Source organism: Pseudomonas sp. N2-3-1-14 (genome assembly GCF_041228395.1).
GTDB lineage: Bacteria > Pseudomonadota > Gammaproteobacteria > Pseudomonadales > Pseudomonadaceae > Aquipseudomonas.
On the sequence record NZ_CP166199.1, the window covers coordinates 5,979,562 to 5,999,037 of the forward strand.

Here is a 19,476-nt window from a genome sequence, read left to right on the forward strand (position 1 = left end):
TCGCTTAACCGAGGAACAGCTGGTAGGCCGGGTTTTCGCTTTCATCCCAGTACGGGTAGCCGATTTGCGCCAAGGCCGCCGGCACCAGATGGCGCTCGTCCGCCGGCACTTGCAGGCCTGCGACCACACGGCCATCGGCCGCGCCGTGGTTGCGGTAGTGGAACATCGAGATGTTCCAGCGCCCGCCCAGTTTGTTAAGAAAGTTGAACAGCGCGCCCGGACGCTCCGGGAACTCGAAACGGAACACCAGCTCATCGCTGACTTTGGCCGCGTGCCCGCCGACCATGTGGCGGATGTGCAACTTGGCCAGTTCGTTCTCGGTCAGGTCCAGCACCGGGAAACCCTGACTGGTGAGGCTGGCAATCAGCGCGCTGCGCGGGTCGTTTTCCGGGTGCGTCTGCACGCCGACGAAGATGTGCGCCTCGCGGCCGGAGTGATAACGGTAGTTGAATTCGGTGATCTGGCGCTTGCCCACAGCCTCGCAGAACGCCTTGAAGCTGCCCGGCTGCTCGGGAATGGTCACCGCGATGATGGCTTCGCGGCCTTCACCCAGCTCGGCGCGTTCGGCCACGTGGCGCAGGCGGTCGAAGTTGACGTTGGCGCCGGAGTCGATGGCCACCAGGGTTTGCCCGGTGATGCCCCGCGTTTCCACGTATTTCTTGATACCCGCCACGCCAAGCGCGCCAGCGGGCTCGGTGATGGAGCGCGTGTCGTCGTAGATGTCCTTGATCGCCGCGCAGATTTCATCGGTGCTGACGGTGATCACTTCGTCCACATAGTCTTTGCAGATGTCGAAGGTGTGCTGGCCGATCTGCGCCACCGCCACGCCATCGGCGAAGATGCCGACGGTTGGCAGCACCACACGCTCGCCCGCCGCCATGGCAGCCTGCAGGCAGTTGGAGTCATCCGGCTCGACACCGATGATCTTGATTTCAGGGCGCAGGTATTTCACGTACGCCGCAATACCGGCGATCAGCCCGCCGCCGCCCACCGGTACGAAAATCGCGTCCAGCGGCCCAGGGTGCTGACGCAGAATCTCCATCGCCACGGTGCCCTGCCCGGCAATGGTGTGCGGATCATCGTAGGGGTGAATGTAGACGTAGCCTTTTTCGTCGACCAGTTTGAGCGAGTAGGCCAGGGCTTCCGGGAAGGAATCGCCGTGCAGCACCACTTTGCCGCCACGCGAACGCACGCCTTCAACTTTGATTTCCGGGGTGGTCTTGGGCATCACGATGGTGGCCTTGACCCCCAGCACCTTGGCCGCCAGGGCCAGGCCCTGGGCGTGGTTGCCGGCAGACGCGGTGACCACGCCGCGCGCACGTTCCTCGCTGCTCAGTTGGGTCAGCTTGTTGTAGGCGCCGCGAATCTTGAACGAGAACACCGGCTGCAAGTCTTCACGCTTGAGCCAGACCTTGTTGCCCAGCCGCTCGGAGAGCTGGCGGGCGGTCTGCAAAGGGGTTTCTACGGCAACGTCGTAGACGCGCGAGGTGAGGATCTTTTTGACGTACTGTTCAAGCATCGGCGGGAATCACTGAGCAGGTTGGGCAGGGCCAAGGAGTCTAACCCGGCTTTTGGCCGGGCGACCACACGAATCCCGAGGTTTTGTTGGGTTATACTCGCCGCCCTCGATAACTCCCCGCCCGTTCCGGAGCCCGCATGACCCAGGATCAACTCAAACAGGCAGTGGCCCAGGCCGCCGTCGATTTAATCCTTCCTAAACTCGACGATAAGAGCATCGTCGGTGTCGGCACCGGCTCCACCGCCAACTGCTTTATCGATGCGCTGGCCCAGCACAAAGGTGCGTTTGACGGCGCCGTGGCCAGCTCCGAAGCCACCGCCGCACGCCTCAAGGGCCATGGCATTCCGGTGTACGAGCTCAACACCGTGAGCGACCTGGAGTTCTATGTCGACGGCGCCGATGAAAGCGACGAACACCTGAACCTGATCAAAGGCGGCGGCGCCGCCCTGACCCGCGAGAAGATCGTCGCGGCCGTGGCCAAGACCTTTATCTGCATCGCCGACGCCAGCAAGCTGGTCCCGGTACTCGGCGCATTCCCGCTGCCGGTGGAAGTGATCCCGATGGCCCGCAGCCACGTGGCCCGCGAGCTGGTCAAGCTGGGCGGCGACCCGGTGTACCGCGAAGGCGTGTTGACCGACAACGGCAACATCATCATTGATGTGTTCAACATGCAGATCACCAACCCGGTGCAGCTGGAGACGCAGATCAATGCGATCGTCGGCGTGGTGACCAATGGGTTGTTCGCCGCGCGTCCGGCGGACGTATTGCTGCTGGGCACCTCTGAAGGCGTGAAAACCCTCAAAGCTTAAAAAACCGCGAATCCCCTGCGGGAGCCGGGTTTGTGTGGGAGCGGGCTTGCTCGCGAATGCGGTGTGTCAGTCGCTGGATCAGTTGCCTGATACACCGTCTTCGCGAGCAAGCCCGCTCCCACATTTGCTATGTGCTGACCTCGATATTTATGTAACAAGAATGCTACTTTTCGCTGCATCCCCTCGCCAAAATCGTGCGCTACCCCACGGCATGTCGCACCTTCCTCAGTATCAAATACGTTACAAATTACAGCCAGGCGACCCACGCGTTTAACAATGCGCCACTTTGCAGTCGCTCAAGGAATGAGGCGCGCATTGTGCAATGGGTCTGGGCTTGATCCTCCCCATCACTTCAAGGACGACCTTGTGATAAAGCCCTTAGCCCTCGCGATCAGCGTGGTCGGCAGCCTGCTGTCGACACATACCCAGGCCTACGATTACGGCCAGCACGCCAACACCACCCTGGAAAAGCTGATCAACGATTACCCCGGCCGGTATCGCGGCACCGCCAATTTCGCCGGCGCAGCAGATTGGATGCAAAGCCAGATGGGCTCGGCCTACAGCCTCAGTCGCCAGAACTTCACCTGGAACAACGGCACTCGCGCCTCGCAAAACGTGGTGGCCTACGCCGCCGGCACCACGGCGCAATACGTGGTGATTGGCGCGCATTTTGACACCTACTTCGGCCGCCCGACCCTGCAAGGCCTGGACGACAATGGCTCCGGCGCCAGCGTGCTGACCGAAGTGGCGAAGAACCTCGGCGGGCTGCAACTGGAAAACGGCCTGCAAATCGTCGGCTTCGGCGCCGAAGAAGAAGGCCTGCGCGGCTCCAGGGCGTTTGTCGACTCACTCAGCGCCAGCCAGCGCGCGAACATGCTGGCGATGATCAACCTCGACAGCCTGATCACCGGCGACATGATGTACGCCCACGCTGGCCAGAACAGCGCGGCCAACCCCGCCCTGGCCTCGCTGCGCGAGCACACTTTCCAGATCGCCAAGGAATTGAACATCCCACTGTTCACCAACCCCGGCCTGGACCCGCAATACCCCAAGGGCACCGGCTGTTGCAGCGATGGCGAGCCGTTCGAGCCGCTGAACATCCCGATTCTGTATATCGAAGCCACCAACTGGGAGCTGGGCGACCTGGACGGCTACACCCAGACCAACAACCCGAAAATTCCGGGTGGCTCCACCTGGCATGACCCGGCCGAGGACAACAAAGCCGTGCTCACCGATGCCTTCGGACAGGCGCGCATCGACCAGCGCCTGCGCGACTATTCGCGCCTGCTCAGCCGCCTGGTACTGGAGTTGACCAACGCCGACCTGATGGCCTCGACCGCCTCGGGCGGCGCCGTTGCGCGCAACATGCAAGACAACTTGCAGCGCCAGCACCAGGCCATGGTGCGGCTGCATGATCGGCGCTGGCTGACCTTGCAGTCCGCCAGCCGCGAGGCCGGCAGCTTTGATGGCGAAATTGGCGTGGACGGCGAATACAGCCCGGACAGCGGCTTCGACAGCCCGCTCAACCCCGAGGCGCGGCGCCTGGGCGTGCATGCGCTGGGCGACTACCAACTCACGTCCAGCCTGAACATCGGCGCCAGCCTGAGCTACCTCAACGGGCGCGACACCCTCGAACACCGCGGCAAACTCGACAGCGACACCTGGCAGGCGGCGGTCTACGCCTTGCTCAACGACGGCGGGCCGAGCTGGCTGGCCGGCGACCTGAGCGTCGGGCGTACGCGCTTTGATTCCAAGCGCAACCTGTTGATCCAGGCCAATGGCGGCCCGATCTTGCTCAATCAGCAACTGAGCGGCAACACCGACGCTCTGTCCTTGGGCGCGCGCGTCCTGGGCGGCTATGACTTCGACTTCGGCGCGGTCAAGAGTGGGCCGTTTGCCGGTCTGGATTACAGTCACGCGCGCATCGATAAATTCCACGAGAAACAGAACCTGCGCACGGCGCTTGAGTACCAGGAGCAATCCTTCGACTCCCTGGAAGCCAGCCTCGGTTGGCGCGTACGCGGTGCCGTCGCCCTGCCCTATGGCTTGAGCTTGCTGCCTTACGGCGACATCGCCTGGGTCAAGGAATTGGCTGACGGACGTCTCGACGACCTGCAACTGACCGCCCACGCCGACGGCCGGGCGCGCACCGCCAAACTGGGTGCCGTGGACAAAAGCTTTGGCCGCGCCCAAGTCGGCAGCCAGCTGGCGATCACCCCGCAGCTGGGCGTTTACGCCGAGGTGAACAGCCGCCCGGGGCATGCCGAAGGCAGCCAGACCGGCTATTCGCTGGGTGTGCAGTGGATGTTTTGATCAGGGTTTCTTGAACACGTAAAACAGGTTTGGCTCGCTGACCAGGTACAAGCTGCCTTGGTCGTCCATGGCGATGCCCTCGGCCTGAGGCACACGTTTTTGCAGGCCATGGCGCCCGTTGAGCAGAGAAAGGCTGCTTAGCGGGCGACCGTCGATGTCCAGCTCCAGCACCAGAAACGACTCATCCGACAGCGCCAGCAGATGGCCGCTGCGCTCGTCGTATTGCAAGCTCGACAAATCGCGCACAAACAGTCCGGCATCGCGCTTGGGGTTGTTGATGACGTGCACCGAGTAGGTTTTTTCCGGCTTGAAATGAGGGAAACCGTGCACCTCGTAAATCAGCATCGGGTCACGTTCCTTGGCCACAAACAGGCGCTTGCCGACCGAGTCGTAGGCCAGGCCCTCGAAACCCTTGTTGCCGCCCATGTGTACGCCCAATGTCATCTGCTCCGCGTCGGCGGCGTCGAGGAACTGGGTGTCGTCGTTCACGTGCACTTTGATCAGCCGCTGCTGACGCTCATCGCTGATCACGTAGATGTTGTCGCTGATGAACTCCACCGCTTCGGCATCGCCAAAGCCCACCAGTGGAATGCGCCGCAAAATCTTGCCCTCCAGGGACAGTTCGACCAGCTCGGCGTTTTTATTGGTGACGGTAAACAGGCTTTTGCGCACCGGGTCATAGGTGAGGGCTGAGACATCATCGTCGAGGCCTTCAATCACCTTGGCTTCCAGGCTGACGCGATAATCGGCCAGGCCGATGGAGCGCTCATCGGCAGGCTGGCGCCAGGCCTGCCAGTTAAACCATGCGCGCTCGAACAGACGCAATTGCTGTGCGACCACACCAGCGGCCACCAGAGCGATCAGCAGCACAGTAAAAAACGCGGGTTTGGGACGGGCGAATCGACGCATCAGGGCAGCTCGAAGTCAAAAAGTGGCGAATGAATATCACGCCTGTCTGAATTTAAACTTAAACGCTGCCGGATGTCTGGCGAATGCCGCTATTGGGGAAATGTCCGACGTAATCGTGGGTTATTTCTGTCTCTCGAAACGGTAGAACAGGTTCGGCTCACTGACCATGTACAACGTGCCGCTCTCGTCCATGGTCACGCCTTCGGCACGCGGAATGGTGCGTTTGAGGCCGTTGAAGCCGCCGAGCAAGGTCATGAAGCTGACTTGCTCGCCCTTTTCATCCAGCTCCAGCAACAGGTGGGAGTCGGCCGACAATGCCAGCAAGTGGCCGGTACGCGGATCGACGGCAAGGGCCGAAAGGTTGCGCATGTCCAGCTCGGTGCTGGCGAGTTTTTGCTTGTCGCCCGTCAGCGTGGCGCCATCGCTTTTCCAGGTGAACAGCGCCGGTGGTCGCTCCTCGCCCAGCACGAGCTGTTGATTGCGCTTGTCCCAGGTGATGCCTTCGAAGGCTTTGTTCTGATCCTTGGACGGGCCCAGGTCGTAGCTCTTGAAGTCAGCGATATTCAGTTGTTGGGTGCCGGCATCGACTTTCACCACGGTGAGCGTGTGCATGCGCTCATCGACAATGGCCATCAAGCCGTTCTCCATCATCGTCAGGCCTTCCGGGTTGTTCCAGCCGTTGAGTGGCATCTTGCGCAGCACATCGCCTTGCAGGCTCAACTCAACCAGGAACGGGTTTTTGCCCATCACGGAAAACAGGGTTTTGGTCTGCGGATTGTAGGAAAGATCCGAAGCCTCATCCTTCTCCATGCCGGGCAGCAACTTGCCATCGATGACCGCATGGTAGTCCGGCAGCCAGACGCTGGCCTGCTGCTCAGCCGGCGTTTCAAAGCGTTCCGCCACCCACAGTACGCCACGATCATCCCAATGCATGAGCCAGGCAACGCCATACACAATCGCCCCGGCGAGAAACAGCCAGGAATACCAGCGCAGGGCAAAACGTGAACGGGGCTTGGGTGCAGCGGAGGGCAAAGTCACGGCCATTGAGCGCTTTTCCGGAAAGTCAGCGTTAGGTGATAGCACAGGATCAGCGGGCCCGCGCGCAGGAGGCTGTGGATTATCCGGATGGTGTGTGAAAAAAATGCAAAAGCCAGATGTTTCGGACCACTCAGACCAATGTGGGAGCTGGCTTGCCTGCGATGCAGGCACCTCGGTGTGTCAGTGACACTGAGGTGATGCTATCGCAGGCAAGCCAGCTCCCACATTTGAAGGCATGCCGTCTTTAGCGAACGCTGCTTTCGAAACGGCTCACACCCGTCAACTCCAGCACCAGCTCATCCCCCACATTCAGCGGCCCCACACCGGCCGGCGTGCCGGTGAGAATCACGTCACCGGCCTGCAGCGAGAAGCAGCCAGCCATGTGCTGGATCATCGGGATAATCGGGTTGAGCATCTGCGAGCTGTTGCCGTCCTGGCGCACTTCGCCATTGATGGTCAGGCGAATACCGATATCGGTCACGTCCGGGAACGTGCTGCCGACCACGAACGGTGCAATCACCGCCGCGCCATCGAACGACTTGGCGATTTCCCAGGGCAGGCCTTTGGCTTTCAGCTCGGCCTGTTTGTCGCGCAAGGTCAAATCCAGGGCCGGCGCGAAGCCGGAAATGGCGTCGAGTACTTCTTCACGGCTGGGTTTGTTCGACAGGGGCTTGCCGATCAACACCGCGATTTCCGCCTCGTAGTGCACCGAACCGCGGTCGGTCGGGATGGCGAAACCGCCTTCCAACGGCACCACGCAGCTACCCGGTTTGATGAACAGCAATGGTTCGGTGGGCACCGGGTTGTCCAGTTCCTTGGCATGTTCGGCGTAGTTACGCCCGATGCACACCACTTTGCCCAGGGGAAAGTGGATGTTGGTGCCGTCGACGTACTTGTGCTGGTAGCTCATGAAACGACTCCTACAGGGGCGATTAAACAGCGAAGATCTTGCCAGGGTTCATGATCCCGTTAGGGTCGAACACCGCTTTGACTGCCTTCATGTATTCGATTTCAACCGGCGAGCGGCTGTATGTCAGGTAATCACGCTTGGTCATGCCCACGCCGTGTTCGGCGGAGATCGAGCCGTTGTACTTCTCGACGGTTTCGAACACCCACTTGTTGACGGTCGCGCACTTGGCGAAGAACTCGTCCTTGCTCAGGTTTTCCGGCTTGAGGATGTTCAGGTGCAGGTTGCCGTCGCCGATATGGCCAAACCAGACAATTTCGAAATCGGGGTAGTGTTCGCCGACGATCGCGTCGATTTCTTTCAAAAACGCCGGCACTTTGGAGACAGTCACCGAGATGTCGTTCTTGTAGGGCGTCCAGTGGGAAATGGTCTCGGAGATGTACTCGCGCAGCTTCCACAGGTTGTGCAGTTGGGTTTCGCTCTGGCTCATCACGCCGTCCAGTACCCAGCCTTGCTCGACGCAATGCTCAAAGGTTTCCAGGGCGTGGTTGGCGACTTCTTCGGTGGTGGCTTCGAATTCCAGCAGCGCGTAGAACGGGCAGTCGGTTTCGAACGGTGCCGGCACGTCGCCACGGCCCATGACCTTGGCCAAGGCTTTGTCGGAGAAGAATTCGAAGGCGGTCAGGTCCAGCTTGCTCTGGAACGCGTGCAGCACCGGCATGATCGAGTCGAAATCCGTGGTACCGAGCACCATGGCGGTGAGGTTTTTCGGCGCACGGTCCAGACGCATGGTGGCTTCGACCACAAAGCCCAAAGTGCCTTCAGCGCCGATGAACAGCTGGCGCATGTCGTAGCCGGTGGCGTTCTTGATCAGGTCGCGGTTCAGTTCCAGCACATCACCCTTGCCGGTGACCACTTTCATGCCGGCCACCCAGTTACGAGTCATGCCGTAGCGAATGACCTTGATCCCGCCGGCATTGGTGCCGATATTGCCGCCAATCTGGCTCGAACCGGACGACGCGAAATCCACCGGGTAATAAAGACCTTTTTCTTCAGCGACGTTCTGCAATTGCTTGGTGACCACGCCCGGCTGGCACACGGCGGTGCGGTCGGTGAGGTTCACTTCGAGAATCTGGTTCATGTAGTCGAACGACACCACCACTTCGCCATTCGCCGCCACCGCCGCAGCCGACAGGCCAGTGCGGCCGCCGGAAGGCACCAGCGCAACCTTATGTTCGTTGGCCCAACGCACGATGGCTTGCACTTGCTCGGTGGTCTTGGGGAACACAATGGCGCTAGGTGCGGGTGCGAAGTGCTTGGTCCAATCCTTGCCGTAAGCCTCCAGGGAGTCTGCATCGGTCAGCACTTTGCCAGGCTCAACCAGGGTCTTCAGCTCATCAATCAGGGCAGGATGGGTCATCGACAGAACTCTCGAACAATTCATGGTCATCCTGAGAACGCTTCACGTCGCAGGAATGGGTGTTTAGCGGGGCACGTATGCTAGCATACCGCCCCCGCAGGACAGAGCCCAAGGGCGTTTCTGCGGTGACGGCTTTCCTGCCGTCCGGGTCAGCTTGCGCTGCTCGATTCCCTGCCATTTTTCTCCGGGATACAGGTTTACGCAGATGAGCAAGACTTCTCTCGATAAGAGCAAGATCAAGTTCCTTCTTCTGGAAGGCGTCCACCCATCGGCTGTCGACGTACTGAAGGCCGCTGGGTACTCCAGCATTGAGTACATCACCAGTTCTCTGCCGGAAGCCCAGTTAAAGGAAAAGATCGCCGACGCGCACTTTATCGGCATTCGCTCCCGCACTCAGCTGACCGAAGAGATCTTCGACCACGCCAAGAAACTCGTGGCTGTCGGCTGTTTCTGCATCGGCACCAACCAGGTCGACCTCAACGCAGCGCGCGAGCGCGGCATCGCGGTGTTCAACGCGCCGTACTCCAACACCCGTTCCGTTGCGGAGCTGGTATTGGCCGAGGCCATCCTGTTGCTGCGCGGCATCCCTGAGAAGAACGCTTCCTGCCACCGTGGCGGCTGGATCAAAAGCGCGGCCAACTCCTTCGAAATCCGCGGCAAGAAGCTGGGTATCGTCGGCTATGGCTCGATCGGCACACAGTTGTCGGTTCTGGCCGAAGGCCTGGGCATGCAGGTGTTCTTCTACGACACCCTGACCAAGCTGCCGCTGGGCAACGCCACTCAAGTGTCGAGCCTGACCGAGCTGCTGGGCATGTCCGACATCGTCACCCTGCACGTACCGGAAACCGCTGAGACCCAGTGGATGATCGGCGAGAAGGAAATCCGCGCCATCAAGAAAGGCGGCATCCTGATCAACGCTGCACGCGGCACCGTGGTTGAGCTGGACGCCCTGGCTGACGCGATCAAGGACAAGCACCTGATCGGCGCCGCGATCGACGTGTTCCCGGTGGAGCCACGCTCCAACGACGACATCTTCGAAAGCCCGCTGCGTGGCCTGGACAACGTGATCCTGACCCCGCACATCGGCGGTTCCACAGCTGAAGCCCAAGCCAACATCGGCCTGGAAGTGTCGGAAAAGCTGGTCAAGTACAGCGACAACGGTACCTCGGTGTCCTCGGTCAACTTCCCGGAAGTGGCGCTGCCGGCTCACCCTGGCAAGCACCGTCTGCTGCACATCCACCAGAACATCCCTGGCGTGATGATGGAGATCAACAAGGTCTTCGCAGAAAACGGCATCAACATCTCCGGTCAGTTCCTGCAGACCAACGAGAAAGTCGGCTACGTGGTCATCGACGTCGACGCCGAGTACTCGGACCTGGCGCAAGAGAAGCTGCAGCACATCAACGGCACGATTCGTAGCCGCGTGTTGTTCTAAGGTTTCAACGCAGCACAAAAAAGGGAGCCCCTCGGGGCTCCCTTTTTCACATCTGAACAAATCTTACTTGACGTTAACCGTGATGACTTTCGAGGCTACAGTCGGGTTGAACTGCATGTGCAGTTTGTCGCCGGCTACCAGCTGCAAGGTGTGCTTGCCAGGGGTGAGGGTCAGCTCGGTTTCGGTCTGGGCCTTGCCGTAGTGGATCACGGTGTCAGTGGCCGGGATCGGCACGCTGGCGTCAGGCAGCTCTTTCTGGTCGATCAGCAGGTGGTGGTGGCCGGTGCCTGGGTCCTGGCTGGTGGCCGGGGCCAGTTTCAGGCCTTCCATGCCGAATTTGACGGTGAAGGTTTTATCGACAGTGGCGCCGTCTTTTGGCGACACGATAAAGACTTTGGCGCCTTCAGGCGGCGCGCTGCGTGGGATACCGTCAGCAGCGGTAGCCAACATCGAAGCACCCAGCAGAACGCTGGCCAGGGTGGCACGGGACAAAAAGGCTTTCATTCGCTTCTCCAGTTTTTCTATGAAATCTGTAGGGTTATGACAACTTCGCGACAAATTGCTGTCCAAGGCACTCAACACCATAGCAAAGCGATGCTGAACGGCCCCTCGCGTAGACGAATTCATCAGGAGCGACCATGCGCTTTTCGCCTGGCCTTGTACTTTTGCTGCCCCTTCTGAGCCCTTTGGCTCATGCCGAATTGATTGATGATGTGTTTGATCGTGGCGAACTGCGCATCGCCCTGGAGGCCAACACGCCGCCGTTCAACTTCAAGGACGGCGACAAGCTCACCGGCTTTGAAGTGGAACTGGGCGAGCAGCTGGCGAAGGAAATGGATGTGCGCCCCTCATTCATCACCACCGATGACGCCGACCTGCTGCCAGGCGTTGAAACCGGCAAGTACGACGTAGCCATCAACCATATCGCTATGACTGCCGAGCTGCAGGATCGTTTCGATTTCAGCGATCCCTACAAGGAAACACCTGAGCTGGCCATTCCCTTCCAAAAGGGCAACCCGGCATTCAAAAACAGCCTGGACAAGGCGCTGCAGCAAGTGAAGGCGGATGGTCGCTTGAAGGCGCTGACGCAGAAGTGGTTTGAAGGCGACACACCGGTCCTCAAGACACCCTAGATCAATTGTGGGAGCGGGCTTGCCCGCGAAGACGGAGTGTCAGTACCAGAAACGGTGACTGACGCACCGCCTTCGCGAGCAAGCCCGCTCCCACATGTTGATTCAGGGGAGGGTTTAGCGTTGGGCCAAGGCCGCAGCCGCCTCAGGCAACTCCAGCTCACTGAACACCAACACGCCGTGGCGCTTGAGCAACGCCGCCGTCACGCCTTCGCCGCTGACCTTTACCCCAGTGAACGTGCCGTCATAGGTCAGCACGTTGCCGCAGGACGGGCTATTGGCCTTGAGAATGGCGACACGGATATTGTGGCGTTGCACCAGCGCCAGGGCTTGGCGGGCGCCATCGAGAAAGGCGGCGCTGAAGTCTTCACCTTCAGCGGTCAGCACCCGGGCACGGCCCTCCCACACATCGATGCCCTGCCCGCCCGGGATTTCGGCAGAGGGCCGGGGCGTCGGCAAACCGCCCGACACTTCCGGGCAGATCGCCACCACACGGCCTTCAGCCTGCCACGCCGCCAATTGATCAAACGGGCCGCTGGCGCCGCCGTCGTAGCGCACTTTGTGCCCGAGCAGGCAGCGACTGATCAGAATCTTTTCCATGTTTAAAACGGCTCGTTACCCCGCCGGCGAAACCAGCCGGTCAGGGACAGGCGTTCGCGCGTGGCGGGCAGGACTTCGTGGGGCACCTCCCCGGACAGGAACACCACCAGGCTACCGCCGGTGGGCACCACGTCGTATTCGACGCCGCCCTTGAGGTACATGCGCAGCTGGCCGCCATGTTCGGGCAGCCAGGCGTCGTTCAAGTAGACCACCGCCGAGACCATGCGCCGGTCATCATCGCGAAAGCGATCCAGGTGCTTGAGGTAAAACGCACCCGGGGGGTACATCGCAAAGTGGCTTTCGAAATCTTCCAGGCCCAGGAACAGCCCGCGGTTCATGGCCGACCGCAGGCTGTCCATCACGCCCATGTAGGTCTCGCAGACCGCTGCATCACCCTCTTCCAACCACTGGATACGGTCACCGCGAATACCCTCGCGAATCTCCTGGGCCGGCCCGCGGCCTACGGCTGCGGGTGCCAATTCCCCCTCAGCCGCACGTTTACGGCACTCAGCCGCCAGTTCCAGGGTCAGAGCCTGGGGCAGGAAGCCGTTCTGCTGCGACCAGCCTTTTTCGGCCAGGTCGTCGACAATGCGTTGCAGCAGGGGATGATCGAGGGGTATTTGCATGGCGCGCATAGTATCCATACGCCTGTGAATCCGACAGAGCCGCCGAGCGTCTGAATACACTTTAGTCAGGTGACCGATAGGATTTCTCGACAAATCCTACGCCCGACACGGACAATAGTGGCCGACTGACAGGAGTCCATATGCGTCGTTTGTTTTTTTCCGTGCTGATGTTCTGCGTTTTGCCCGCTTGGGCAGACGGCCATGACCAGTTGTACAAGGTCGCCGGCTGGGCCGAACAGCGTGCGCATTTCAATGACGCTCTGAGTGCCGCTCAGCAACGCTACCGCAACAGCTTGCCGCCAGCGGTGTACCAGGCGCTGGTGGACAACAGCAATAAACGCTTTGCCGCCCAGGCCGTGGACCAGCGTGCCGAGGCGCAATTGCGCAAGAACCTGGCGGACCCGAAACCCGCCCTGGCGTTTTTTCAATCGCCGCTGGGCCGCAAGATTGTCGCCGCCGAGTTGCTGGCCACGCGCCGCGACCAGTTGGCGAAAAACGCCCAAGGCCTGCCGCACATTGAGGCCGATGCCACTCGCAGCCTGATCATCGGCCACCTGGCCCAGGCGCTGCCTGCCCGTGAAGCCGGTGCGGAAGTCAGCCTGGCGATTGCCGGTGTGGCCGCCGACAGCTTGAGCCAGATGATTCCGGGTCTGTTGGGCGGTGGGCAGGCTCAGGGCATGTTGAATGGGCAGCGTGAGCGGCTGATGCAGCAGATCGGCAATGACCTGAACAACACGTTGCTGTACGTCTATCGGGATTTATCTGACCCGGAACTGGAAGAATTCGCCACGTTTGCCGAGTCGCCGGAAGGTCGGGCGTATTACAAGGCGGCGTTGGCAGCCATTCGCGCAGGGCTTGCAGTAGGCCAAAGCACCTCAAGCCTGTCGCAGTAAAAACTGTGGGAGCTGGCTTGCCTGCGATAGCGGTGGGACAGCACCTCAAAGGCTAACTGACAGATCGCTATCGCGGGCAAGCCCGCTCCCACATTTAGGCTGCGTTACTTCAGGTGGTCCGTGAGAAAGCTGAAGTATTGCTCGCGCATCGGCGCAATCTCATTCGCCAAATGATGCCTGCCACGCGGGATCATCAACACTTCAGGCTGATCAAACTTGCCCCGCAGCACCTGCAAGTTGTGCTGCCAGTCCACCGTCATGTCTTCCTCACCCTGCACAATCACCGGCCGCCGTGGGCTGCGCGGTGCGGCTTCGATGCGCTTGATCCAGCGTGCCAGCGCGCCCACCCAGGCGGTCGGCAAGTGGCGCGGCTGCAGCGGGTCAGCTTCTAGGAACGGCTTGAACGCAGGGTCATTGGTGTTCTCGCTGAACCGCCGCGCAATGCCTTTGACGAAGGGCCGCAGCAGGTAATAGCTGACCTGCGACCAACCCCACGCACGCGGGCGCACCAAGGGTGACAGCAGGAAGGTCTTGCCCTGCGCCGGGCTGTCGGCGCCGTGATGGAGCACATGGTCCACCACCACTGCGCCGCCGGTGCTTTGCCCGAACAGATGCCAGGGCTGGGGCAGTTGCAGCGCTGTGGCCTGGGCAAACAGCGCCTGCACCACGTTCTGGTACACCGCAAAATCATCGATGCTGGCGCGTGCGCCGCTGGACAGGCCATGGCCGGGCAGATCGCAGGCAATCACCACGCAGCCTTGGTCCAGCGCCCAGTCCACCACGTGGCAGTAAAGCCCCATATGGTCGTAGAAACCGTGGAACACGAACATGGTTGCCACGGGTTGGGGTGGCGACCACACCTGCGCCACCACGTGGAAGCCATCCACATCGAAACGCCCCAGGCGGCTCACCGCCGGTACTTTGCGCGCGGCCAGGTCCAGCCCGTAGAAGCGCTGGTAGACCCGCGCCTCGGCGCTGAGCGGTTGCGCATCCACAAGTGGCCGCAAGCTTTCGCGCAGATGATCGGGGTCAAAGCTCACAGGCATAAAGGGTTCCAGACTGACGGTGAAGATGAATATCGAGCTGCGATATTCATCTGTCAGGACAAGCATGGCAAGCTACGCGACCTTCGAGGATTGATCTGAATGCGACAGCCCTACCGTTCCGCCTTGTTCGCCAGCCTGATCCTGGTCATCTGCGCCGGCGTGCTGTGGGCGGCGTATGACTGGTTCCAGGGTCGCTACCTGCGCGCATTCAGTGAGCACACGGCGGTGTTTTCCGGCGACGCACTGCGCCTGCCCGCCGAACTTGCCGGCCCAGGCCCGATTCGCCTGGTGCACTTCTGGGACCCGGCCTGCCCGTGCAACGTTGGCAACCAGCAACACCTGGGCGAGTTGATCGAGCACTACGCGCCCCAAGGCGTCGAGTTCTACGCCCTGCAAAAGGCTGGCAGCCACGGCCAACTGCCCGACAACCTGCGCAAGATGAAACCCCTCAATGCCCTGTCCGGTGCCGAGCAGATACCGGCCACACCTGCCGTCGGAATCTGGGACCGAAGCGGCAAACTTGCGTATTTCGGGCCGTACAGCGAAGGGCTCACGTGCAATTCCAGCAACAGTTTTATCGAGCCGATCCTGCAAGCCCTTGAGGCCGGCCGCGAAGTAGACGCGACCCACACCCTGGCGGTGGGCTGCTACTGTGCGTGGAGCAAGGCCTCAAACTGAACACAGGCTGTTCAACTGGCAAACTCCAATCACCCGATCAACAGCCTGTTGTATCGTAGGATTTCGCAGAGTTTGTAAGCATAGGAATACATGAGCCAGTTAACCATCATCCTCTGGATGCTCAACGTTATCGTTGACACGTCCGGCCAACTGGCCTTTAAAGCCGCCGCCTCGGCCAGCGCCGAACATGACGGGCTGGCTCACTGGAAGCACATGCTCAAGCGTCCGTGGATCTGGCTCGGCGTGATCTGTTATGTCTTCGAATTCGTGTTGTGGCTGGCGTTCCTGACACTCGTGCCGCTGTCGGTGGGTGTGATGCTGGGTTCGATCAATATTGTCGTGATCATGATTGCCGGGCGTTTTCTGTTCAAAGAGCGCCTGAGCAAATGGCGCCTGATCGGCATCATGCTGATCGCCTGTGGCGTGACTGTCGTAGGGTTTGAATGATGAAACGTTTCTATATCCTGGGTTTTCTCGCGCTGATCATTTTCGACACCTTGGCGCAGGTCAGCTTCAAATTCGCCTCGGTGCATGCCGAGCCCCTGACGATGGATGCAGCCTGGCTGATTCGCGTGTTCGGCGCGCCGTGGATCTACGGCGCCTTCGTCGGCTATATCGGCGCGTTCTTCACCTGGATGACGCTGCTCAAATACGCACCGGTGGGCCCGGCGTTTGCCGCCTCCCACCTGGAGCTGATCAGCGTGACGCTGATCTCCGTGTGGCTGTTCGATGACACCCTGACCCTGCCTAAAATCATTGGCGGCGCGTTGATTATTGCGGGCATTCTCTGCCTGGCGCGCAGCGAAGACAAAGAGAGCAAGCAGCTTGAGGTCGAGCCGTCGCAGGCCCCGGCGTGATGAGCCGCCATTGGGAAATCCCGCCAACTGCGGGGCTTCCTTTGCGCTGGCAAGATTTACTCGCACGCTCGGGCAACCTGGCCGAATTGCTGGCCCGCCAATTCTCTATCCCACTGCCAGCACTGCCCTGCTCCGGCACGGCGGCGCTGATCATCGCGCTGCGCGTCTTGCAGCAACGCATGCCCGGCCGCACCCAACTTATCGTGCCCGCCTACACCTGCCCGCTGGTGGCGCTGGCCGCCTATTACTGCCCGCCATTGCGTGTGGTGCCTTGCGATCTACAGCCCGACAGCATTGACCTGGATGAACAGCAACTGACGCAGTTGTGCGACGAGAACACCCTGGCCGTGGTGGTCACTCACTTGGCAGGACGTGTGGCCGATGTCGATACCGCCAAGCGCATTGCCGGGGCTGTCGGCGCGGCGGTCATCGAGGACGCCGCGCAAGCCATGGGCGCGCTCGACGGTGGCCACAGCGTTGGGCTCAAAGGTGATGTGGGTTTTTTCAGCATGGCGCTGGGCAAAGGCCTGACGACGGCCGAAGGTGGCGTGCTGTTCAGCCGCGACCCGGTGCTGCATCAGGCGCTGCACCGGCAATGCCGGCAGGACCTGCCATTCAGCCTGCGCTGGGAGCTGCAACGCACCGCTGAACTGTGGGGTTACGCCCTGGCCTATGAGCCGCGCGGTTTGTACTACGTGTACGGCAAAGGGTTGCGTGCGGCGCTGGCGCAAGGCGATGAAGTGGCCGCCGTGGGCGACGACTTTTCGGTCAATGACATCCCGCTACACCGCCTAGGCGCCTATCGCCAGAAGGTCGGCGCCGCCGCGCTGGCTCGTTTGCCCGATCACCTGCAACAAGGCCGCAACCGGGCACTGCAACGCGCCGCACGCTTGAATGCCTTGCCCGGTGTCTCAGTCGTAATGGACCGGCCGGGGCAGCAAGGCACCTGGCCGTTTCTGATGGTGATGATGCCGTCGGCACACATGCGTGATGCGGCGATGACGCAGCTGTGGACCTCAGGGCTGGGTGTGACCCGCCTGTTTATCCACACCTTGCCGGACTACCCGGCCGTGGCCCCGCTGTTACAGTCTGGCAGCGACACGACCCAGGCCCAAGCCTTCGCCACGCGCACGCTGTCGATCAGCAACAGCCATTGGCTGACCGACGCACACTTCGAAAAGATACTGACCCAGCTGAAGGCTATCGTCGCCAGCCTTGATTGATGCGCGCCACCAACCGGCTGTTCAACGCGTTCTGCTGCTGTTGCCAGATCTGCACCTGCGCCTCAGGCAACGCTTCCTGACCATCGGAGGCGCTCAGCCAGCGCTTGAACTTGCTTTCATAGTGATAGGCCGACACATCGCCGGTAATGTCCGCGCCGATGATCCGCCCCTCGCAGGCGTCGATCAGCTCGTTCAAGTGCTGCTCCAGAAACTCACCCTGATCCCAATTGGTGTTGACCACCTCGGGGCTCAACACGTCTTTGTCGATCGACAGGTACACCGGCAGCGAACGGTCAAACTGCGCCAGGAACGCGCGCATCAATTCATCCGGATGACTGAACGCGTGATTGCTGCGACCGGCGCCGACCCAGTTCATCCAGCGCGTGTCGACGTTGATATTCCAGTAGGTCAATTTGCGCTTGAGCAGCGGCGACCAGTGATTCTCCCAGGCATGGCCCAGGCCGATATCCTGCGAGCCGATACCCAGCACATGCACGTGCTCGACCTGCGGCAACCGGCTGGCCCAGTAGACCCACGAACCGCAGTGAATGCCGAACGGGTAGCGCATGTTGTCCGGGTGGTTGTCGCAAATGATCAGCTGGAACTTCTGCTGGCTGGGCAGTCGGTTCAGCAACAACTGGCTGAGGTGGTGATAGTCGCCGCTGCCGGTAAACACACAGCCATAGTCGCCGGGCATCTGTGCGTGCAGGGCCGTCTCCAGCTCCCGGAACTGCGCCCAACGGCAGCCGAAGCGGATTTTTTCCTGCCAGGCCTGCAGTGGCAGGGTCAGTGCGCCGGGAATGTCACTGACGGCGCCGTCGAAATCCAGAATCAGCGGCGGTCGATCCTGGCTCATGAAGTGTGCTCCTGTTGCCACTGGGCATCGCTTTCAAAATGGTGGCGGAACCGATTGCCCAGTTTGCGCAACAGCGGGTTGCGCACCCAGACCAGGTGGCGGGTGAAGGTGAAGTCGGCGCCGAGGCTGGCCTTGACCTGTGGGTCGGTCCAGCCGGCCACGTAAAACTTCAGCCCATTGGCCACCGCGTACTCCAGGTTCACAAACCAGCTGACAAAGTACAGGTTGAACTCCAGCGCTTGCGGGTAGTTGAGGCCGATGTACTTGTCGAGCAGCTTGTCGCCCTCCACGTAGCACAGGTTGTAGCCGATCAGTTCGTCGCAGTGCCAGTAACAGAACACCCGCCCGTTGCTGCTGGCGTCCCGCAGCACGCCACGGAAGAACTCAGGCGTGAGCAGGTCAAAATGGATCTCGCTCTGGTCGTAGACGGCCCGGTACAGCGCGTACAACTGCGCGAGCCAGGCGTCATCGTCGAAACGCTCATCGCCGGTTTCCAGGATTTCCACGTGCATCGCCTCACGGCTGCGCAGTTTGCGTCGGATATTGCGCCGACGGCTGTGGGACAAGCGCGCGAGGTATTCGTCGACCGTGCTGAAGTTGATAGGTACATACGCCAGCGCCTGGCCTTCCAGGCTGATGAAGCCGCGTCGGGTGCAGTCATCGATCAGAGCCTGCGCGTAGCGGTTGTCCGCGTCGCTGAGCAGCGGCGAGTTGCAGGGCACGTCTTTGATGACGGTGAGTCTGCGCTGAGGCGCGCACTCATGTTGCAGCCACTGCGCCAGAGCCTGAGGCGAAACGGCCTGGGGGAACGGTGAGTATTCGCTGACCGTGGTGCCGACAAAGCAGCTGTCGATCCGCAGCCAAGCATTCCAGAGCGCATAACCAGGCCAGTTGCGCACACGCTCCACGAACGCGTCGTCGGCGGTGGTCAACAGATCAAACGGCGTGAAGAAGTACGGCAGGCCCTGTTCGGACAGGTGCACGTCAAAGCCCACTGGCGGGTGCTGCAAAAAGCGCCCGATCAGCGATTGCGCCTCCAGGCAGCACGCGTAGGTAGCCTCGGGGCGGCTGGAGTCTGACAGTGGTTGCGTGGCGCAAGTCATGACAAAAAGCTCAAAGATGACAGGTGGGATAATACTGCCTATGGGGTGTTCTCCACTTGAACCTCGGCTGTCGGCAAGGCACATCAGCATTTCCCTCAGCACCCGTCAAAAACC

20 protein-coding genes are annotated in these 19,476 nt (G+C 60.9%); 9 read left to right on the forward strand and 11 right to left on the reverse strand.

The window, feature by feature from the left end:
• Positions 1-4: 4 nt before the first annotated feature.
• The gene (gene ilvA / locus AB5I78_RS27755; RefSeq protein WP_145157825.1) at positions 5-1,519 is read right to left on the reverse strand and encodes a threonine ammonia-lyase, biosynthetic; all 1,515 of its coding nucleotides are present in this window, start codon (positions 1,517-1,519) and stop codon (positions 5-7) included.
• Positions 1,520-1,656: 137 nt separating this feature from the next.
• On the opposite strand from ilvA, the gene rpiA reads away from it, so the two are divergent.
• Together rpiA and AB5I78_RS27765 are read left to right on the forward strand one after the other, a co-directional pair.
• Positions 1,657-2,328 (forward strand): ribose-5-phosphate isomerase RpiA, encoded by a 672-nt coding sequence (gene rpiA / locus AB5I78_RS27760; RefSeq protein ID WP_138813421.1) that lies wholly within the window; start codon positions 1,657-1,659, stop codon positions 2,326-2,328.
• A gap of 366 nt (positions 2,329-2,694) precedes the next feature.
• Complete coding sequence (locus AB5I78_RS27765; RefSeq protein WP_369301934.1) at positions 2,695-4,641, forward strand: autotransporter domain-containing protein; 1,947 nt, start codon at positions 2,695-2,697, stop codon at positions 4,639-4,641.
• Here the strand turns inward: AB5I78_RS27765 and AB5I78_RS27770 are convergent, their stop codons facing one another.
• The 4 genes from AB5I78_RS27770 to AB5I78_RS27785 form a co-directional block, all read right to left on the reverse strand.
• Positions 4,642-5,550 (reverse strand): SdiA-regulated domain-containing protein, encoded by a 909-nt coding sequence (locus tag AB5I78_RS27770; RefSeq protein ID WP_242199793.1) that lies wholly within the window; start codon positions 5,548-5,550, stop codon positions 4,642-4,644.
• 120 nt (positions 5,551-5,670) lie between these two features.
• A complete protein-coding gene (locus AB5I78_RS27775) occupies positions 5,671-6,594 on the reverse strand; it encodes an SdiA-regulated domain-containing protein (RefSeq protein WP_369301933.1) in 924 nt (307 codons plus the stop codon).
• 238 nt (positions 6,595-6,832) lie between these two features.
• Entirely contained in the window at positions 6,833-7,498 is a 666-nt protein-coding gene (locus AB5I78_RS27780) for a fumarylacetoacetate hydrolase family protein (RefSeq protein ID WP_369301932.1), read from the reverse strand.
• 22 nt (positions 7,499-7,520) lie between these two features.
• Positions 7,521-8,915 carry an FAD-binding oxidoreductase gene (locus AB5I78_RS27785; protein WP_145157839.1) on the reverse strand — a complete coding sequence of 465 codons (1,395 nt, stop codon included), beginning with the start codon at positions 8,913-8,915 and terminating at the stop codon, positions 7,521-7,523.
• A 205-nt stretch (positions 8,916-9,120) separates the two neighbouring features.
• Here AB5I78_RS27785 and serA point away from each other — a divergent pair, with 205 nt between their 5' ends.
• Positions 9,121-10,350 carry a phosphoglycerate dehydrogenase gene (serA, locus tag AB5I78_RS27790; protein WP_010167810.1) on the forward strand — a complete coding sequence of 410 codons (1,230 nt, stop codon included), beginning with the start codon at positions 9,121-9,123 and terminating at the stop codon, positions 10,348-10,350.
• Positions 10,351-10,413: 63 nt separating this feature from the next.
• Here the strand turns inward: serA and AB5I78_RS27795 are convergent, their stop codons facing one another.
• Positions 10,414-10,854 (reverse strand): DUF4399 domain-containing protein, encoded by a 441-nt coding sequence (locus AB5I78_RS27795; RefSeq protein WP_106575730.1) that lies wholly within the window; start codon positions 10,852-10,854, stop codon positions 10,414-10,416.
• 134 nt (positions 10,855-10,988) lie between these two features.
• Here AB5I78_RS27795 and AB5I78_RS27800 point away from each other — a divergent pair, with 134 nt between their 5' ends.
• A complete protein-coding gene (locus AB5I78_RS27800; protein ID WP_369301931.1) occupies positions 10,989-11,483 on the forward strand; it encodes a transporter substrate-binding domain-containing protein in 495 nt (164 codons plus the stop codon).
• Between the two features lie 114 nt (positions 11,484-11,597).
• On the opposite strand, the gene AB5I78_RS27805 is transcribed toward AB5I78_RS27800, so the two are convergent.
• Positions 11,598-12,080, reverse strand: a complete 483-nt coding sequence (locus AB5I78_RS27805; RefSeq protein ID WP_369301930.1) for a DUF523 domain-containing protein — start codon at positions 12,078-12,080, stop codon at positions 11,598-11,600.
• A 2-nt stretch (positions 12,081-12,082) separates the two neighbouring features.
• Positions 12,083-12,715, reverse strand: coding sequence for a 2OG-Fe(II) oxygenase (locus AB5I78_RS27810; protein WP_145158572.1), 633 nt, complete (start codon positions 12,713-12,715; stop codon positions 12,083-12,085).
• Between the two features lie 131 nt (positions 12,716-12,846).
• Here AB5I78_RS27810 and AB5I78_RS27815 point away from each other — a divergent pair, with 131 nt between their 5' ends.
• Positions 12,847-13,599 carry a DUF2059 domain-containing protein gene (locus AB5I78_RS27815; protein ID WP_106575734.1) on the forward strand — a complete coding sequence of 251 codons (753 nt, stop codon included), beginning with the start codon at positions 12,847-12,849 and terminating at the stop codon, positions 13,597-13,599.
• A 104-nt stretch (positions 13,600-13,703) separates the two neighbouring features.
• Here AB5I78_RS27815 and AB5I78_RS27820 read toward each other — a convergent pair whose 3' ends face one another.
• Positions 13,704-14,645, reverse strand: coding sequence for an alpha/beta hydrolase (locus tag AB5I78_RS27820; RefSeq protein ID WP_369301948.1), 942 nt, complete (start codon positions 14,643-14,645; stop codon positions 13,704-13,706).
• Positions 14,646-14,744: 99 nt separating this feature from the next.
• Between AB5I78_RS27820 and AB5I78_RS27825 the strand changes: the two genes are divergently transcribed.
• From AB5I78_RS27825 to AB5I78_RS27840, 4 genes are all read left to right on the forward strand, one after another.
• Complete coding sequence (locus AB5I78_RS27825; RefSeq protein ID WP_369301929.1) at positions 14,745-15,323, forward strand: DUF6436 domain-containing protein; 579 nt, start codon at positions 14,745-14,747, stop codon at positions 15,321-15,323.
• Positions 15,324-15,413: 90 nt separating this feature from the next.
• Positions 15,414-15,770, forward strand: a complete 357-nt coding sequence (locus tag AB5I78_RS27830) for an EamA family transporter (RefSeq protein WP_145157859.1) — start codon at positions 15,414-15,416, stop codon at positions 15,768-15,770.
• Positions 15,770-16,180, forward strand: coding sequence for a multidrug efflux SMR transporter (locus tag AB5I78_RS27835; protein WP_145157862.1), 411 nt, complete (start codon positions 15,770-15,772; stop codon positions 16,178-16,180). The genes AB5I78_RS27830 and AB5I78_RS27835 overlap by 1 nt, the downstream gene beginning before the upstream one ends.
• A complete protein-coding gene (locus AB5I78_RS27840; protein WP_369301928.1) occupies positions 16,180-17,403 on the forward strand; it encodes a DegT/DnrJ/EryC1/StrS family aminotransferase in 1,224 nt (407 codons plus the stop codon). The genes AB5I78_RS27835 and AB5I78_RS27840 overlap by 1 nt, the downstream gene beginning before the upstream one ends.
• Here the strand turns inward: AB5I78_RS27840 and AB5I78_RS27845 are convergent.
• Together AB5I78_RS27845 and AB5I78_RS27850 are read right to left on the reverse strand one after the other, a co-directional pair.
• Positions 17,381-18,259 (reverse strand): hypothetical protein, encoded by an 879-nt coding sequence (locus AB5I78_RS27845; protein WP_369301927.1) that lies wholly within the window; start codon positions 18,257-18,259, stop codon positions 17,381-17,383. The two genes, AB5I78_RS27840 and AB5I78_RS27845, sit on opposite strands and share 23 nt — an antisense overlap.
• Complete coding sequence (locus AB5I78_RS27850; RefSeq protein ID WP_369301926.1) at positions 18,256-19,362, reverse strand: GNAT family N-acetyltransferase; 1,107 nt, start codon at positions 19,360-19,362, stop codon at positions 18,256-18,258. The genes AB5I78_RS27845 and AB5I78_RS27850 overlap by 4 nt, the downstream gene beginning before the upstream one ends.
• Positions 19,363-19,476: the final 114 nt, after the last annotated feature.

Excerpts from the sequence above, each read along its gene's own strand:
- ilvA (WP_145157825.1), bottom strand. The coding sequence starts at position 1,519 with ATGCTTGAACAGTACGTCAAAAAGATCCTCACCTCGCGCGTCTACGAC.
- rpiA (WP_138813421.1), top strand. The coding sequence starts at position 1,657 with ATGACCCAGGATCAACTCAAACAGGCAGTGGCCCAGGCCGCCGTCGAT.
- AB5I78_RS27770 (WP_242199793.1), bottom strand. The coding sequence starts at position 5,550 with ATGCGTCGATTCGCCCGTCCCAAACCCGCGTTTTTTACTGTGCTGCTG.
- AB5I78_RS27775 (WP_369301933.1), bottom strand. The coding sequence starts at position 6,594 with ATGGCCGTGACTTTGCCCTCCGCTGCACCCAAGCCCCGTTCACGTTTT.
- AB5I78_RS27780 (WP_369301932.1), bottom strand. The coding sequence starts at position 7,498 with ATGAGCTACCAGCACAAGTACGTCGACGGCACCAACATCCACTTTCCC.
- AB5I78_RS27785 (WP_145157839.1), bottom strand. The coding sequence starts at position 8,915 with ATGACCCATCCTGCCCTGATTGATGAGCTGAAGACCCTGGTTGAGCCT.
- serA (WP_010167810.1), top strand. The coding sequence starts at position 9,121 with ATGAGCAAGACTTCTCTCGATAAGAGCAAGATCAAGTTCCTTCTTCTG.
- AB5I78_RS27795 (WP_106575730.1), bottom strand. The coding sequence starts at position 10,854 with ATGAAAGCCTTTTTGTCCCGTGCCACCCTGGCCAGCGTTCTGCTGGGT.
- AB5I78_RS27800 (WP_369301931.1), top strand. The coding sequence starts at position 10,989 with ATGCGCTTTTCGCCTGGCCTTGTACTTTTGCTGCCCCTTCTGAGCCCT.
- AB5I78_RS27805 (WP_369301930.1), bottom strand. The coding sequence starts at position 12,080 with ATGGAAAAGATTCTGATCAGTCGCTGCCTGCTCGGGCACAAAGTGCGC.
- AB5I78_RS27810 (WP_145158572.1), bottom strand. The coding sequence starts at position 12,715 with ATGCGCGCCATGCAAATACCCCTCGATCATCCCCTGCTGCAACGCATT.
- AB5I78_RS27815 (WP_106575734.1), top strand. The coding sequence starts at position 12,847 with ATGCGTCGTTTGTTTTTTTCCGTGCTGATGTTCTGCGTTTTGCCCGCT.
- AB5I78_RS27820 (WP_369301948.1), bottom strand. The coding sequence starts at position 14,645 with ATGCCTGTGAGCTTTGACCCCGATCATCTGCGCGAAAGCTTGCGGCCA.
- AB5I78_RS27825 (WP_369301929.1), top strand. The coding sequence starts at position 14,745 with ATGCGACAGCCCTACCGTTCCGCCTTGTTCGCCAGCCTGATCCTGGTC.
- AB5I78_RS27830 (WP_145157859.1), top strand. The coding sequence starts at position 15,414 with ATGAGCCAGTTAACCATCATCCTCTGGATGCTCAACGTTATCGTTGAC.
- AB5I78_RS27835 (WP_145157862.1), top strand. The coding sequence starts at position 15,770 with ATGAAACGTTTCTATATCCTGGGTTTTCTCGCGCTGATCATTTTCGAC.
- AB5I78_RS27840 (WP_369301928.1), top strand. The coding sequence starts at position 16,180 with ATGAGCCGCCATTGGGAAATCCCGCCAACTGCGGGGCTTCCTTTGCGC.
- AB5I78_RS27845 (WP_369301927.1), bottom strand. The coding sequence starts at position 18,259 with ATGAGCCAGGATCGACCGCCGCTGATTCTGGATTTCGACGGCGCCGTC.
- AB5I78_RS27850 (WP_369301926.1), bottom strand. The coding sequence starts at position 19,362 with ATGACTTGCGCCACGCAACCACTGTCAGACTCCAGCCGCCCCGAGGCT.